Below are 15,843 nucleotides of genomic sequence, written 5' to 3'. Positions count from 1 at the left end.
TCAGCGCAGCAGGTAAGGGATGTCGACCTTGACGGCGCCGGTCGGGCAATCGCGTTCGCACGGCATGCAGTACCAGCATTCGTCGAACTGCATGTAGGCCTTGCCCTTGGTCACGTCGATCGCGAGCAGGTCGAGCGGGCACACGTCGACGCAGACGGTGCAGCCCTTGTCGGCGATGCAGAGGTTCTCGTCGATCGTCACGGGTGCGCTGCTGCGCTGGAAGATGTCGTGCGGCGTATGGGACATGGCAGGTTCCTCAAAGGGCGGCCGCGAGCGCGGCCGGTTCGCGGATGCGCAAATTCGTGTAGGCGCCGCGTTCGTCGTCGGCAAGCGGCACGACGTACGGTTCGACCGGACGCTTCTCGCTGCGCATCGCGCCCGCGGCGTCCTTGCGCAGCCAGGTGTGGCAGAACCATTCGGCGTCGTTGCGATGCGGAAAGTCGACGCGGTGGTGGTACAGCCCCCAGCGGCTCTCGGTGCGGAACAGCGACGCGCGCGCGGCCATTTCCGCGCAGTCGCGGATCGCACGCACTTCGGCGGCGCGCATCAGTTCGTGCGGATGGTTCGCTTTTATCGCTTCGATATCGTCAGTAATGGCGTCAAAGCGTTGCAACCCGATTTCCATCTTGCGCGTCACCTTCGGCGGTTGCAGATAGTCGTTCACCATGCGGCGCAGCTTGTATTCGACCTGCGCCGGTGCGAGGCCGCGCTCGCGCAGCAACGGCGCAAGCACACGGGTGCGTTCGGCGGCGACCTGTTCGTCGTCCACCGGCGCATGCGCGCGGCCGGCCACGTAGTCGGCCGCGTTCTGCCCGGCAAACCAACCGTACGTGAATGCGCCGAGCATGTAGTTGTGCGGGACGGCCGCCATGTCGCCGGCCGCGTAGAGCCCCGGCACGGTCGTCTCCGCGCGGGCGTTCACGTACACGCCGGACGCGCTGTGGCCGCTGCAGAAACCGATCTCGGAGATGTGCATCTCGACCATCTGGCTGCGGTAATCGGTGCCGCGCCCGGCATGAAAGCGGCCGCGGCTCGGCCGCTCGTTCGTGTGCAGGATCTGCTCGATGGTCTGGATCGTTTCTTCCGCGAGATGGTCGAGCTTCAGGAACACGGGGCCGTTGCCGCTTTGCAGTTCCTGGTAGAACTCCCACATCATCTGGCCGCTCCAGTAATCGCATTCGATGAAGCGTTCGCCCTTGCCGTTCGCGGTGAAGCCGCCGAGCGGGCCCGTCACGTACGCGCACGCGGGGCCGTTGTAGTCCTTGATCAGCGGATTGATCTGGAAGCATTCGAGATTCGCGAGCGCGGCACCGGCGTGATACGCCATCGCGTAGCCGTCGCCCGCATTGGTCGGATTCTCGTAGGTGCCCATCAGGTAGCCCGAGGCCGGCAGGCCGAGGCGACCGGCCGCGCCGCAGCAGAGAATCACGGCCTTCGCGCGGATCACGTGGAATTCGGCGGTGCGGCAGTCGAAGCCGAGCACGCCGCTTGCGCGGCCCTGCGCGTCGGTCAGCACGCGCGTCGCCACGATCCGGTTCGTGATCGCGATGCGCGCGCGCTTCAGTTGCCGGTACAGCACCTTCTTGATGTCGTGTCCTTCCGGCATCGGCAGCACGTACGAGCCCATGTGATGGACCTTCTTCACTGCGTAGTCGCCGGTGCCGTCCTTCTCGAACTTCACGCCCCAGCGGTCGAGCTGCTCGATCGTTTCGAAGCTGTGCGTCGCATATGCGTACACGGCCTCCTGGTCGACGATGCCGTCGTTGGCGATCGTGATCTCGCGCGTGTACTGCTCGGGCGTCGCATGCCCGGGGATCACCGCGTTGTTCAGGCCGTCCATCCCCATCGAGATCGCGCCGCTGCGCTTCACGTTGGCCTTTTCGAGCAACAGCACGCGCATGGACGGGTCGCGCTCCTTCGCCTTGATCGCCGCCATCGGGCCGGCCGTGCCGCCGCCCACCACGACGATGTCGTATTCGAGCACATGGGTAGTCATTGCTGTTTCCTTGCAGGTTGGCGCGGTTTCTGCCGATCGATGCGCAGCCGGTACTGGAAGGCGTCGCCGCGGAAGTAGAGGTATTCGAAGTCGATCGGTGCGCCCGATGCGTCATGCGTGAGGCGTTCGATGCGCAGCACGGGGCTGCTTTCCTCGACGTGCAGCGCATCGACGATCTCGTCGTCGGCGAGGATCGCGTCGATCGACACGTCGGCATGGCCGAGCGGGATGCCGCAGTCGTTTTCCAGGACCAGGAAAATGTCGCGCGTCGCGAGGTCGGCGCCCGCGAGGCGCTTGCCGAGGGCTTCGGGCACCCACGTCTGCTCGAGCGACACGGGCTCGCGATTGAGCAGCCGCACACGATGGATCTCGACGAGCGGCGCGCCTTCGGGCACGTTCAGCTTTGTCGCGAGATGGCGGTCGGCCTTGACGGTGCGGAAGCTGCGCACCTGGTTGACGATCTCGTAGCCCATCGACGACATCGCCTCGGCGAAGCCCTGCAGCGACGTCACGTTCTGGAACGCCTTCGGCTTCGACACGAAGGTGCCCTTGCCGTGCAGCTTGAACAGCAGTCCTTCCTTTTGCAGATCGCCGAGCGCCTGGCGCACCGTGATGCGGCTGACGTCGAACATCGCGCAGAGTTCGTGCTCGGACGGCATCCGGCTGTGCGGCGCATAGGTGCCGTCGAGAATGCGCGCGCGCAGCGTGTCCTTGATCTGCACGTAGAGCGGGGCCGCCGACAGCGGCACGACGTTGGGGGAGGTCATCGGTCAACTTGTTATGACAAGATCGATCTAGTGTAGTCAGCCGGGTCGCGCGGCCCAACCAACTATTTCTGATTTCGACTTTCCGATTCCGGAAAAGCGCGGCGACAGGGGGCAGACCGAACGGACCACCCGGCATGTAGCGTCGGCTCGCTCCGCCCGTTGCGGGCCGAGCGGATCGGCGGACAATGAAAAATTCGGCGACGCGTGTGCCGCGCATGTCGATTTCGCGGTGCGTCGCCCGTCGTATCCATGTCGACCGGGCCTTGCGCGAAGCAGGTGGCGCCCGGTTCCCGAGGATCGCCGTCACGACAAGGAGGCACCCCATGCCGGATTCCCGATACCGCTGGGTCATCGTCGCCGCGGGCGGCCTGATGGGCTGCATCGCGATCGGCGCGATGTTTTCGCTGCCGGTGTTCCTGCGCGCGATCGCGCGCGACACGGGCTGGTCGATGACCGGCATTTCCGGCGCGATGACGCTCGGCTTCATCGCGATGGCTTTCGCGAGCATGGGGTGGGGCAGCCTGTCGGACCGCATCGGCACGCGCCCGGTCGTCATGACGGGCGCCGTCCTGCTGTCGGCAAGCCTGGCGCTGGCGAGCCGCGCGCCGTCGCTGCTCGCATTCCAGCTCACGTTCGGCCTCGCCGTCGGCGGCGCGACGGCTGCGATATTCGCGCCGATGATGGCGTGCGTGACGGGCTGGTTCGACACGCACCGCAGCCTCGCGGTGTCGCTCGTGTCGGCCGGCATGGGGATGGCGCCGATGACGATGGCCCCGCTGGCCGCGTGGCTCGTGTCGGTGCGCGACTGGCGCACGTCGATGCTGCTGATGGCGGCGCTGGCGGCCGTCGTGATGATTCCGGTGTCGCTGCTGGTACGCCGGGCGCCCGCGCTCGACGGCGCGCAGGCGGCTCCGGCGGCGTCGGCGCCCGCCGGCGAGCCGGCGGCGATGTCGGTCGCGGCCGCGCTGCGTTCCCCGCAGTTCATCGTGCTGCTGCTGACCAACTTCTTCTGCTGCGCGACGCACTCGGGCCCGATCTTCCATACGGTCAGCTACGCGGTGACGTGCGGGATCCCGCTGATCGCCGCGGTGTCGATCTACAGCGTCGAAGGGCTCGCCGGCATGGGCGGACGGATCGCGTTCGGGATCCTGGGCGACCGTATCGGCGCGAAGCGCATGCTGGTAACCGGGCTGCTTGCGCAGGCGCTGGGTGCGCTCGGGTACTACTTCGTGCGCACGCTCGACGGGTTCTACGCGGTCGCGGTCGTGTTCGGCTTCATCTACGCGGGCGTGATGCCGCTGTATTCGGTGCTTGCGCGCGAGAACTTCCCGCTGCGGATGATGGGCACCGTGATCGGCGGCTGCGCGATGGCCGGCAGCCTGGGGATGGCAGCGGGGCCCGTCGCCGGCGGCCTGATCGTCGATACGCTCGGCAGCTACGGCTGGCTGTATCTCGGCTCGTTTGCGATCGGTCTCGGCGCGTTCCTGATCGCGATGATGTTCCGTCCGTTCGCGAATGCGCGGCGGGAAGCGGCGGCTGCCTGAGCCGGGAAAACTGGAAGCAGGGCCGTGTCCGTTTTTCCGGGACGGCACGGTTCGGTTGGCATCGTCGCAAATAAAAACAGGGCCTGGCACCGGTCGCATTTGCCGGTGTCCAGATGGCCCGCAGCCCGCTGCAGCGCAGCAGAGCGGCATATGAGACCGATCAGCGCGCATGCCCCGCGATTCGGCCCCTAAAAAACACAATATCGAGCATATATTCGAAGGGCCTGTCATACCCGCGTCACCCTGCTAGAATTCGGCCTGCCGCATTGTTCCGATTGACTGATGAGATTGCTTGACGCCCTGGTCGAACAACGTATTGCCGCCGCCGCCGCGCGGGGCGAGTTCGACGATTTGCCGGGTACCGGCGCGCCACAGGCGCTGGATGACGACCTGCTCGTGCCCGAGGAGGTGCGGGTGGCCAACCGTATCCTGAAGAATGCGGGCTTCGTGCCGCCGGCCGTCGAGCAATTGCGCGCGCTGCGCAACCTGCATGACGAAGTGCAGGCGGTCAGCGACCGCGCCGCACGGTGCCGGCTGCAGGCGAAGATCCTCGCGCTCGACATGGCGCTCGAATCGCTGCGCGGCGGCCCGATGGTGATGCCGCGCGACTACTGCCGGCGCATCGCCGAGCGCCTGTGCGAGCGCGGGCTCGACGAAGCGTCCGCCGAAGCGGGGCCGATGTGACGTCCGACGCGCTGCACGACGCAGCCCGGTCGGCAGCCGCCCCGGCGGCGGAACCCGCCGCCGATTCCCCCGTTCCCGAAGCCGCGCCCGTATCGGCGCGCGACCTGCATTTCATGCGTCTTGCGCAGGCTGCCGCCGAAGAGGCGCGCGCGGCCGGCGAAGTGCCGGTTGGCGCGGTGCTCGTGCGTGGCGACGAAGTGATCGCACGCGGCTTCAACCATCCGATCGGCGGGCACGACCCGTCGGCCCATGCGGAAATGGCCGCGCTGCGCATGGCCGCGCAGCATTTGCAGAACTACCGGATGCCCGGCTGCGAGCTGTACGTGACGCTCGAGCCGTGCCTGATGTGCGCGGGCGCGATCATGCATGCGCGCATCGCGCGGGTCGTCTACGGCGCCGCCGATCCGAAGACGGGCGCGTGCGGCAGCGTGATCGACGCATTCGCGAATCCGCAACTGAACCACCATACCGAAGTGACCGGCGGCGTGCTCGCCGACGAGTGCGGCGCCGCGCTGAAGTCGTTCTTCGCCGACCGCCGTCGCGCGTTGCGCGAAGCACGGCTCGCCCGCGACGCCGACTCCGGCGCGTCATAGGCACGCCCGCCACGCCCGTCGCTCGCCGCGAGCCGGGCGTGCGCGGTTCCGTGAACCGGAGACGGTTCGGACCCTCTAAGCAGGTTTGACGACCCGACACCTTTCTTCGCCATGTCCTTCCAGCCTGCCGCGTCCTACACCATCCGCCTGCTTGCGCCGTCCGGCTATCCGCACGATCCGGACGCGATCAATCGCGCGCTCGAACGCCTCGGCACCGCGCAGCATCGCATCGAGAACATCGAGGCGACGCAGCGGCGCTTCCAGCGGTTCGGCGGCACCGACGGCGAGCGGGCAGGCGACCTGAACCGTCTTGCCGATCCCGAGCGGCCGCTGCCGGACATCGCGCTCGCGGTGCGCGGCGGCTATGGCGCGGCGCGCATCCTGCACGGGCTCGACTATCGCGGGCTCGAGCGCAGGCTGCGCGACCAGCCGGTCGCACTCGTCGGCCATAGCGATTTCACGGCGCTCCAGCTCGCGCTGTACGCGAAGGCGCGCATCAAGACGTTCGGCGGCCCGATGCTGTCCGCCGACTTCGGCGCGGAAACGCCGAGCGACTTCACGATGCAGCACTTCTGGCAGACGCTGACGCAGCCGAGCACGACGATCATCGCCGAAGCGCCGCAGGTGCAGAGCGTGAACGTGACGGGCACGCTGTGGGGCGGCAACCTCGCGATCCTCACGTCGCTCGTCGGCACGCCGTACATGCCCGACATCGAGGGCGGCATCCTGTACATCGAGGACGTCAACGAGCAGCCGTTCCGGATCGAGCGGATGATCTATCAACTGCATCTCTCGGGGCTGCTCGCGCGCCAGCAGGCGCTCGTGCTCGGCCAGTTCACCGGTGCGCGGCCGTTCGAGTACGACAACGGCTACGACATGCAGGCGATGATCGACCAGGTGCGCGCGGTGATCGGGATTCCGGTCGTGACGGGGCTTCAGTTCGGTCACGTGCCTGACCTGCTGACGCTGCCGTTCGGCGCACAGGCGCAACTGGTCGCGAATGCACACGGTTTCCGGCTCACTTTGTCGGACTATCCGCACCTCGGTTGAGGCGGTGCAGCCGGTCGAAAGGCGGGGTTCCCGCCTTTTTCTTTATGCAAACGCGCAACTAACGGTCAAATATTTTCGTCGACATCAGCACGCTCGTCGCCGGATCTTGCACCAGTTTTGTCAACAAAATGACCGGGAGGGTATACGACGAGAAGCGCGCCCATCATATGTACCAGCCTTGTCGTGCATGGATTTGACGCATCGTGCACCGGACAGGGTCACATCGATGCACGCCGATTGTGCGCAATGCCGGAAAAGAATTGTTGACAATCTTTATGTCCGCCCTAGGATGAGGATCATCACACGATGCCGATCATGAACGAGCCCGAATCCCACCCGTCCGGTGCAGCCAGTCCCGAAGCGATCGCCGAGCGGATCCGCACGGCGATCCTCGAGCATCGGCTCGCGCCGGGCGCGAAGCTGACGGAGGCGCAGCTCTGCGACGTGTTCAACGTGAAGCGCGGGGCGATCCGCCAGGCGCTCGCGCAGCTCGCGACCGACAAGCTTGTCGATCTCGAGCCGAACCGCGGCGCGTTCGTCGCGAGCCCGACGCTGCAGGACGTGCACGAAGTGTTCGAGATGCGCCGGATCATCGAGCTCGCGGTGGTCGAGCGGCTCGCGACCGGGCCCGGGGCGAAGCGGCTGAAGGGCGTCGCCGCGCTGATCGAGAAGGAACGCAAGGCGTTCCAGCGGCAGGACTTCGCGGCCTGGATCCGCCTGTCCGGCGAATTCCATACGGCGCTCGCGACGCTGATGGGCAATGCGACGCTCAGCGCGTGCCTCGAAGGGCTCGTCGCACGCTCGACGCTGATGTCGGCGCTGTACGAGTCGCACGGGCGCAGCCCGTGCTCGTGCGACGACCACGACGAGATCCTCGGTGCGCTGGAGGCCGGCGATCCGAAGCGGGCGGTGACGCTGATGGCGCACCACCTGCAGCATGTCGAACTGAAGATGCTGGACCGGCCCGCGCAAGGGCAGGTCGATTTGCGCGAAGTGTTCGGCGGCGCCTGAGCGGCGACGCGAACCCGGCCACGCGCCACAAGAACGAGCGAAATGCAGGCCCGCGGCATTTGCCGCGGGCCGCTGGTCCGACTCCGGGCGTCGATCCGGAGCGATATCGATGACCGTGGAGCGGCCTTGCGGCCGCGTCAAGGAGAAGTCATGGCTCAGTTCAGTGTGGCGCAGGACAGCGCCTATCCGGCGGATGAAGGCGGCGAGGGCGGCGACCCGACACTGCCGAAGGGTTACAGCGAACGTCTGTACAACGAAGATTTGGCACCCCTGAAAAACCAGACATGGGGTGCGTACAACATCTTCGCGTTCTGGATGTCGGACGTGCACAGCGTCGGCGGCTACGTGTTCGCGGGCAGCCTGTTCGCGCTCGGGCTGACGAGCTGGCAGGTGCTGATCGCGCTGATCGTCGGGATCGGCTTCGTGAACCTGCTGTGCAACCTGATCGCGCGGCCGAGCCAGCAGATCGGCGTGCCGTATCCGGTTGCATGCCGCGCGACGTTCGGCGTGCTCGGCGCGAACGTGCCGGCCGTGATCCGCGGGCTGATCGCGATCGCGTGGTACGGGATCCAGACCTATCTCGCGTCTAGCGCGCTGGTGATCGTCGTGCTGAAGTTCTTCCCGCAATGGCTGCCTTACGCGGACGTGCATCGCTACGGCTTCCTCGGGCTGTCGGCGGTCGGCTGGGCCGGCTTCATGCTGCTGTGGGTGCTCCAGGCGTTCGTGTTCTGGAACGGGATGGAGACGATCAAGAAGTTCATCGACTTCGCGGGGCCGGCCGTCTACGTCGTGATGTTCATCCTCGCTGGCTACATGGTGTGGCGCGCGGGCTGGCGCAACATCGGCCTCAACCTGGGCGGCGTGAAGTACCACGGCGCGGAAGTGATTCCGGTGATGATCACGGCCGTGTCGCTCGTCGTGTCGTACTTCTCCGGGCCGATGCTGAACTTCGGCGATTTCTCGCGCTACTGCCGCTCGTTCGGCGAAGTGAAGCGCGGCAATTTCTGGGGGCTGCCGGTCAACTTCCTCGCGTTCTCGCTCGTCACGGTGATCACGACGGCCGCGACGCTGCCGGTGTTCGGCGAACTCATCACCGACCCCGTCGAGACGGTCGGTCGCATCGACCATCCGACCGCGGTGATCCTCGGTGCGCTGACCTTCACGATCGCGACGATCGGCATCAACATCGTCGCGAACTTCGTGTCGCCCGCGTTCGACTTCTCGAACGTCGCGCCGCGCCTGATCAGCTGGCGCGCGGGCGGGATGCTCGCGGCCGTCGCGTCGATCTTCATCACGCCGTGGAACCTGTTCAACAACCCGGCCGTGATCCACTACACGCTCGACGTGCTCGGCGCGTTCATCGGCCCGCTGTACGGGGTGCTGATCGCCGACTTCTACCTCGTCAAGCGCGGCCGGCTCGTGCGCGACGACCTGTACACGATGTCGGAAAGCGGCACGTACTGGTACACGGGCGGCGTGAACCGCCGCGCGCTGGCCGCGCTGTTGCCGGCCGCGGTGATCGCGATCGTCTGCGTGATGGTGCCGGGCTGGCAGGGCGTCGCGAACTTCTCGTGGTTCATCGGCGCGGGGCTCGGCTTCGTGTTCTACCGGCTGCTCGTGAGCGCGAAGGCCTGAGGAGCATGCGATGAAGATCCGACTGATCAATCCGAACACGACCCAGCGGATGACCGACGCGATGGGCCGCTGCGCGCGCGAGGTTGCCGCTGCCGGCACGGAGATCGTCGCGGTGAGTCCGCCGATGGGGCCGCCGTCGATCGAAGGGTATTACGACGAGGCGCTGGCGACGCCGGGGCTGCTCGCCGAGATCGTGCAGGGCGAGCGCGACGGCTGCGATGCGTACGTGATCGCGTGCTTCGGCGATCCGGGCCTGTACGCCGCGCGTGAGCTCGCGCGCGGGCCGGTGATCGGCATTGCCGAGGCCGCGATGCATGCGGCGAGCGTGCTCGCGCCGGGCTTCTCGGTCGTCACGACGCTCGCGCGCACCTGCGGGATGGCTTGGCATCTCGCCGAGCGCTACGGGATGAAACGGTTCTGCCGCAACGTGCGCGCGACCGACGTCGCGGTGCTCGAGCTCGACCGGCCGGGCTCGGCTGCCCGCCGGATCATCGTCGACGAATGCCGGCGCGCGCTCGACGAGGACGGCGCCGACGCGATCGTGCTCGGTTGCGCGGGGATGGCCGAGTTCGCGCACGAGATCGAGCAGCAGATCGGCGCGCCGGTGGTCGAGGGCGTCACGGCGGCCGTCAAGTGGGCCGAGGCGCTCGTCGCGCTGCGCCTCGCGACCGCGAAGCGCGGCGACTACGCGCGGCCGCTGCCGAAGCGCTACGACGGCGCGTTCGCCCGCTTCAGCCCGCCGGACGGGGCGCAGGCGGAACCGGTGCCGGATTTGCCGCAACCGCACATACACACCGTCTGACACGCACTATCTGCGCCGCTGTATGGGCGCGTATGGACGTTTTCGCTAAACTGGGCCGTCATCGCATCGGCTTGCGCAGCCGGCCTCCGGCCCCCGTGCAGTCGATGCGAACCCATTATTTCAGCGAGCTTTCGCCGCACTTCGAACCATGTCACTCGATCCCAACTATCCTCGCGACCTGATCGGCTACGGCCGCCATCCCGTTCAGGCGAACTGGCCGGGACGCGCCCGCGTCGCCGTGCAATTCGTGCTGAATTATGAGGAGGGCGGTGAGAACTGCGTGCTGCACGGCGATCCGGGCTCCGAGCAGTTCCTGTCGGAAATCGTCGGCGCGGCCGCGTATCCCGACCGCCACATGAGCATGGAGTCGATCTACGAATACGGTTCGCGGGCCGGCGTGTGGCGCATCCTGCGCGAATTCGAGAAGCGCGGGTTGCCGCTGACGGTATTCGGCGTCGGCATGGCGATCGAACGCCATCCGGAGCTCGCGCGCGCGTTCGTCGAGCTGGGCCATGAAATCGCGTGCCACGGCTGGCGCTGGATCCACTACCAGAGCATGACGCCGGAACTCGAGGCCGAGCACATGCGTCTCGGGATGGAAGCGATCGAGCGCGTGACGGGCGAGCGCCCGCTCGGCTGGTACACCGGCCGCGACAGCCCCAATACGCACCGCCTGGTCGCGGAATACGGCGGCTTCCTGTACGACTCCGACAACTACGGCGACGACCTGCCGTTCTGGATGGACGTCGAAGTGTCGGGCGGCAAGAAAACGCCGCAACTGATCGTGCCGTACACGCTCGACACGAACGACATGCGCTTCGCGACGCCGCAGGGCTTCAACACCGGCGATCACTTCTTCGACTACCTGCGCGATGCATTCGACGTGCTGTACGCGGAAGGCGACGAAGCGCCGAAGATGCTGTCGATCGGCATGCACTGCCGGTTGCTCGGCCGGCCGGGCCGGTTCCGCGGGCTGCAGCGTTTCCTCGATCACATCGAGAAGCACGATCGCGTATGGGTGACGCGCCGTGTCGATATCGCACGTCACTGGCGTGAACATCATCCGTATCAGCCCAATCATCGAAACGAAGGGAAAGCATGAAGGCGATGCGCTACACGTTGGAACAACTGAATACGATGGCGCCGAGCGCATTCGTCGCGGCACTGTCGGGGATCTTCGAACATTCGCCGTGGGTGGCCGAAGTCGCCGCGGGCCAGCGGCCGTTCGCGAGCATCGACGCGCTGCACAAGACGATGTCGGGTGCGGTGGAAACGAGCGGCGAAGCGCGCCAGCTCGCGCTGATCAACGCTCACCCGGAGCTGGCCGGCAAGGCTGCCGTGCGCGGCGAGCTGACCGCCGAGTCGACGCGCGAGCAGAGCGGCGCGGGCCTCGACCAGTGCACGCAGGAAGAGTTCGACAAGCTGCTGACGCTGAACCGCACGTATCGCGAGAAGTTCGGCTTCCCGTTCATCCTCGCGGTGCGCGGCTATGACCGGCACGGCATCATCGCGAACTTCGAGTCGCGCGTGAATCACTCGCGCACCGAGGAACTGCGGGCGAGCCTCGACCAGATCTACCGGATCGCGCGCTTCCGCCTCGACGACCTGATCGACGCCTGACACCGCAATACGGCCTGCTGCGTCGCAGCGGCCTGATCGCCTCACTGAAACAAGGAAACATCATGGCTGTTCCGCTTCTCGATCCCAACGCACCCGACTTCACGCGGCGCTACGTGAACCTGGCCGACCCGCGTCTCGGTGCGCAGGCGCTCGAAGCCAGCGACGATTTCTTCGCGCCGAAGGACCGGATGCTGAACCCCGAGCCGGCCGTGTTCATCCCCGGCAAGTACGACGACCACGGCAAGTGGATGGACGGCTGGGAAACGCGCCGCAAGCGCACGACGGGCTACGACTGGTGCATCGTCAAGCTCGCGCGCCCGGGCGTGATCAAGGGCTTCGACATCGACACGAGCCACTTCACCGGCAACTTCCCGCCGGCCGCGTCGATCGAGGCCGCGTTCGTGGCCGACGGCGCGCCGACGCATGCGACCGAGTGGGTCGAGATCGTGCCGTCGACGACGCTGCAGGGCAACAGCCATCACTACGTCGAAGCGAGCGATGCGCGCGCCTTCACGCACCTGCGCGTGAACATCTATCCGGATGGCGGCATTGCACGCCTGCGCGTGTACGGCCAGCCGCAGCTCGACTGGGCCGGCGCGAGCGCGACCGAGCAGTTCGATCTCGCGGCGATGGAAAACGGCGGTTACGTGGTGGCCGCGAACAACCAGCACTTCGGCGTCGCGTCGAACCTGCTGCTGCCGGGCCGCGGCGTGAACATGGGCGACGGCTGGGAAACCCGCCGCCGCCGCGAACCGGGCAACGACTGGGCGATCATCGCGCTCGCGCAGCCGGGCGTGATCCGCAAGATCGAAGTCGATACCGCGTTCTTCAAGGGCAACTACCCGGACCGCTGCTCGATCCAGGCCGCGTACGTGTCGGGCGGCACGGACAGCTCGCTGATCACGCAATCGATGTTCTGGCCGGTGCTGCTCGGCGAGCAGAAGCTGCAGATGGACAAGCAGCACTACTTCGAACAGGACATCGCGTCGCTCGGCCCCGTCACGCACGTGCGACTGAACATCATTCCGGACGGCGGCGTGTCGCGCCTGCGTCTGTGGGGGACGCTCGACAAATGAAGACGCTTGCCATCGAACCGCTGACCAAGGAAGCGTTTGCGCCGTTCGGCGACGTGATCGAAACGGAAGGGGCGAAGCAGATTCCGATCAACCTCGGCACGACGATCCGCTTTCACGATCTCGCGAAAGTCGACGTGACCGATGAAGACGGCCGCACGCTCGTCAACCTGTTCCGCGGCCAGCCGCGCACGCTGCCGTTCGAAGTGAAGATGCTCGAGCGGCACCCGCTCGGCAGCCAGGCGTTCGTGCCGCTGAACGACCAGCCGTATCTCGTCGTCGTCGCGCCCGCGGGCGATCTCGATCCGGCGAAGATCCGCGCGTTCGTGACGAGCGGCTGGCAGGGCGTCAACTATGCGAAGGGCGTGTGGCATCACCCGCTGATCGCGCTCGGTGGCGTCAGCGACTTCATCGTCGTCGATCGCGGCGGCGATGGCCTGAACCTGAACGAGCAGGACCTTCAGGAATCGCTGTGGCTCACCGACGAGGCGCTGCACGCGCTGACGGCCTGAGTCGCCGGCGTTGCTGCCGGCGTCTGATGAAACCCGCGCATCATGCGCGGGTTTTTTTATGTGCGGCCGATTCGGCGAGATTCAGGTCGCCGCGTTTGTGCGCGTGTCGCGCGAGCGGCCGGCGCCGCGACGCCGGTTCGCAATCGGTGCATGCTGCGCCATCAGCTCGACGACCCAGTCGATGAACACGCGCAGCTTCGCGCTGACGTGCCGGTTCGGCGGGAACGCGACGTACATCGGCATCGGTTCGAGTTGCCAATGCTCGAACAGCGGCACCAGTTCGCCGCGGGCGCGATGCGCGCCCGCCATGTAGTCGGGCAGCCACAGAATGCCCAGTCCGGCGAGGCCGGCCTCGAGGTACGCATTGCCGTCGTCGACCGCGAGCACGTAGCGTCCGCGCACGGTGACCTGCTCGCCGTCGCATGTCATCGCGAACGGCAGCGCCTTGCCGGTGCGCGCCCACAGAAAACCGACGATCCGGTGATGCGTATCCTCCAACTCGTCTGGATGCGTCGGCGAGCCGGCGCGTGCGAGGTAAGCCGGCGACGCATACACGCCGAGCCGCAGGTCGCCGACGCGCCGCGCGGCCAGCGAGCGGTCGGTCGGTTCGCCGCCGCGCACGACACAGTCGACGTTCTCGCCGATCACGTCCACCACGCGGTCGCTCACGCCCATGTCGAGCTGGATGTCCGGATAGCGCGCATGGAACGCGGGCAGTGCAGGGATCAGGATCAGGCGCGCGAACGGGCTCGGCACGTCCACGCGCAGCCGCCCGCGGGGCGATGCGGAAGCCGCGGACAGGCTCGTTTCGGCATCGTCCATGTCGGCCAGCAAGCGCACGACGCGGTCGTAGTACGCGGCGCCGTCCGCCGTGACGACGACCTTGCGCGTGGTGCGGTTGAACAGCTTCACGCGCAGCCGCGCTTCGAGCTGCTGCACGAGTTGCGTGACGGTGGTGCGGCTCATGTGCAGCGTCTCGGCCGCCTTCGTGAAACTGCCGGCTTCCACCACGCGGGCGAACGCCTGCATTGCGTCGAATCGATCCATCGGGTCAGGGCTCCGCGTCGGTCGGAATTGTTTGGTGCGTGCAAACAGTGTTGGACAGGGTTGCCGGTTTATTCGCCGCGCAACGATCCTTAAAGTGCCTTCATCGTTGATGCCGGGGCGGCTTCGCCCCACCAACCGAAGGAGGTAGGAGATGGTAAAGCGTAGCGTGGTTTTCCCGCCCGGTCGCCAGGCACTGTACGACCGTAACCGCTATTCGCCGGCAGTGCGCTCGAATGGCTTCCTGTTCGTGTCCGGGCAGGTCGGCAGCCGCGAGGACGGCTCGCCGGAGCCGGAACTGGGTGCGCAGGTCCGCCGCGCGTTCGACAACCTGAATGCGGTGCTGCGCGCAGCCGGTTGCACGTTCGACGACGTCGTCGACGTGACGGTGTTCCTCGTCGACCCTGAAGCGACGTTCGAGCGGATCTGGGAGATCGTTCCTGACTATTGGGGTGACGCGCCGCATCCGACGCTGACCGCCGTCGGCGTGACCTGGCTCTATGGGTTCCAGTTCGAGATCAAGGCGATCGCGCGGCTGCCGGAGACGGTCGACGGGTGAGCAGGGCATCCGTGGCTCGTGGCAGCGCACGTTACGGCGCGACCGGCGGCTCCTGTGCGTATGCGCGATGCAGCAGCGCGACGAACGACGATGAGTCAGGCAGCGTCGTCGCGTCCAACCGGCGCACGGCGATCCCGGGCGTCCACGAATTCATCACGACGGCGCCGGCCATCGACGGCAGGTCGGCCGGCGTCAGTTCGCGATCGTGCTGCGCGACCCCCAGGCGCGCCAGTTGCCGGCGCACGATGCGCATCGTGACGCCGCCGAGCATGCCGGCCACCGGCCACACGACCGCGTCGCCGGTCCAGAACGCGAGATTCCAGATCGATCCTTCACTGATGCGCCCATGGCGATCGATGAAGGCCGCGTCGTCGAAACCCTGCGCGATCGCGCGGCGCAGGAAGTGCGTCTTCGCGACTTCGCCGACGTGCTTGATGTCCGGCAGCACGCGCTCGTATTCGAACAGCGCGAGATCGAGCGGGCCCGTGGACCCCGACGACGGCGCGGCGGTGCGGACGAGCACGTCGAGCGTTTCGTCGTCGCGCGGCGCGACGAATTCGCCCGTCGTCGCATGCACGGTCGCCGTCAGCGACAGCGCCGACGGCGCGCGCTCGAGCGCGGCGCGCAGGAGCGTGCGAATCCGGTCGTCGGGCAGGGCCTGGCCGAACAGCGTGTTCGACGCATCGCGCAGCCGCGCGAGATGCAGGTCGAGGCCGCGCACGTGGCCGTCGCGTACCTGCATGGCGGTGAAATGCGCGTGGCCCGCGAAAGCCAGCGCAGCGAGCGCGTCGGGCGTGGCGGCGACGCCGTTGATCTGGGCGACGGACGGGAATGATGCAGCGGTCATCGGCGACTCTCCAGGTTGGCCGCGGGCACGGGGCGGCGCGCGATATCTTCAAGAAAGCCTATTGTTTGCCGATTGATGCCGTCTTGAAAAACGAGTAGTTTTGGAA

17 protein-coding genes are annotated in these 15,843 nt (G+C 66.9%); 12 read left to right on the top strand and 5 right to left on the bottom strand.

The features are described 5' to 3' along the window. The 3 genes from LGM89_RS20565 to LGM89_RS20555 are packed head-to-tail and all read right to left on the bottom strand — an operon-like array spanning position 1 to position 2,763. Positions 1–246, bottom strand: a complete 246-nt coding sequence (locus LGM89_RS20565) for a ferredoxin family protein (RefSeq protein ID WP_089456406.1) — start codon at positions 244–246, stop codon at positions 1–3. 10 nt (positions 247–256) lie between these two features. Then, entirely contained in the window at positions 257–1,996 is a 1,740-nt protein-coding gene (locus LGM89_RS20560; RefSeq protein ID WP_226273763.1) for a fumarate reductase/succinate dehydrogenase flavoprotein subunit, read from the bottom strand. Further along, positions 1,993–2,763 (bottom strand): GntR family transcriptional regulator, encoded by a 771-nt coding sequence (locus LGM89_RS20555; RefSeq protein WP_089495077.1) that lies wholly within the window; start codon positions 2,761–2,763, stop codon positions 1,993–1,995. Before LGM89_RS20555 ends, LGM89_RS20560 begins: the two co-directional genes overlap by 4 nt. A 323-nt stretch (positions 2,764–3,086) precedes the next feature. Between LGM89_RS20555 and LGM89_RS20550 the strand changes: the two genes are divergently transcribed. From LGM89_RS20550 to LGM89_RS20500, 11 genes are all read left to right on the top strand, one after another. Beyond that, positions 3,087–4,307 (top strand): MFS transporter, encoded by a 1,221-nt coding sequence (locus LGM89_RS20550; protein ID WP_226273762.1) that lies wholly within the window; start codon positions 3,087–3,089, stop codon positions 4,305–4,307. A gap of 282 nt (positions 4,308–4,589) precedes the next feature. Next, entirely contained in the window at positions 4,590–4,991 is a 402-nt protein-coding gene (locus LGM89_RS20545) for a DnaJ family domain-containing protein (RefSeq protein WP_006478536.1), read from the top strand. Then, on the top strand, positions 4,988–5,584 hold the full coding sequence (gene tadA / locus LGM89_RS20540; RefSeq protein WP_089473077.1) for a tRNA adenosine(34) deaminase TadA: 597 nt from the start codon (positions 4,988–4,990) through the stop codon (positions 5,582–5,584). The genes LGM89_RS20545 and tadA overlap by 4 nt, the downstream gene beginning before the upstream one ends. A gap of 111 nt (positions 5,585–5,695) precedes the next feature. Continuing rightward, entirely contained in the window at positions 5,696–6,634 is a 939-nt protein-coding gene (gene ldcA, locus LGM89_RS20535) for a muramoyltetrapeptide carboxypeptidase (protein ID WP_089495075.1), read from the top strand. Positions 6,635–6,940: 306 nt separating this feature from the next. Then, a complete protein-coding gene (locus LGM89_RS20530) occupies positions 6,941–7,645 on the top strand; it encodes a GntR family transcriptional regulator (RefSeq protein ID WP_206136224.1) in 705 nt (234 codons plus the stop codon). A gap of 150 nt (positions 7,646–7,795) precedes the next feature. Continuing rightward, positions 7,796–9,280, top strand: coding sequence for an NCS1 family nucleobase:cation symporter-1 (locus tag LGM89_RS20525; protein WP_226206887.1), 1,485 nt, complete (start codon positions 7,796–7,798; stop codon positions 9,278–9,280). 10 nt (positions 9,281–9,290) lie between these two features. Further along, positions 9,291–10,082 carry an aspartate/glutamate racemase family protein gene (locus LGM89_RS20520; protein WP_226273761.1) on the top strand — a complete coding sequence of 264 codons (792 nt, stop codon included), beginning with the start codon at positions 9,291–9,293 and terminating at the stop codon, positions 10,080–10,082. A gap of 148 nt (positions 10,083–10,230) precedes the next feature. After that, entirely contained in the window at positions 10,231–11,184 is a 954-nt protein-coding gene (gene puuE, locus LGM89_RS20515) for an allantoinase PuuE (RefSeq protein WP_089456400.1), read from the top strand. Next, the gene (uraD, locus tag LGM89_RS20510) at positions 11,181–11,702 is read left to right on the top strand and encodes a 2-oxo-4-hydroxy-4-carboxy-5-ureidoimidazoline decarboxylase (protein ID WP_089473075.1); all 522 of its coding nucleotides are present in this window, start codon (positions 11,181–11,183) and stop codon (positions 11,700–11,702) included. Before puuE ends, uraD begins: the two co-directional genes overlap by 4 nt. 62 nt (positions 11,703–11,764) lie before the next feature. Continuing rightward, entirely contained in the window at positions 11,765–12,778 is a 1,014-nt protein-coding gene (alc, locus tag LGM89_RS20505) for an allantoicase (RefSeq protein ID WP_011352409.1), read from the top strand. Continuing rightward, entirely contained in the window at positions 12,775–13,287 is a 513-nt protein-coding gene (locus LGM89_RS20500) for an ureidoglycolate lyase (protein WP_043187989.1), read from the top strand. The genes alc and LGM89_RS20500 overlap by 4 nt, the downstream gene beginning before the upstream one ends. Positions 13,288–13,368: 81 nt before the next feature. On the opposite strand, the gene LGM89_RS20495 is transcribed toward LGM89_RS20500, so the two are convergent. After that, entirely contained in the window at positions 13,369–14,334 is a 966-nt protein-coding gene (locus LGM89_RS20495; RefSeq protein WP_226273760.1) for a LysR family transcriptional regulator, read from the bottom strand. Between the two features lie 151 nt (positions 14,335–14,485). Here LGM89_RS20495 and LGM89_RS20490 point away from each other — a divergent pair, with 151 nt between their 5' ends. Then, complete coding sequence (locus LGM89_RS20490; RefSeq protein WP_226206885.1) at positions 14,486–14,890, top strand: RidA family protein; 405 nt, start codon at positions 14,486–14,488, stop codon at positions 14,888–14,890. A gap of 31 nt (positions 14,891–14,921) precedes the next feature. Here LGM89_RS20490 and LGM89_RS20485 read toward each other — a convergent pair whose 3' ends face one another. Further along, positions 14,922–15,737, bottom strand: a complete 816-nt coding sequence (locus LGM89_RS20485) for an aminotransferase class IV family protein (RefSeq protein WP_226273759.1) — start codon at positions 15,735–15,737, stop codon at positions 14,922–14,924. Positions 15,738–15,843 lie beyond the last annotated feature (106 nt).

Source organism: Burkholderia sp. AU31624, from assembly GCF_020420065.1.
Lineage (GTDB): Bacteria > Pseudomonadota > Gammaproteobacteria > Burkholderiales > Burkholderiaceae > Burkholderia.
The sequence above is the reverse complement of the archived record's forward strand: the minus strand, read 5'-3'. Positions and strand labels throughout refer to the sequence as shown.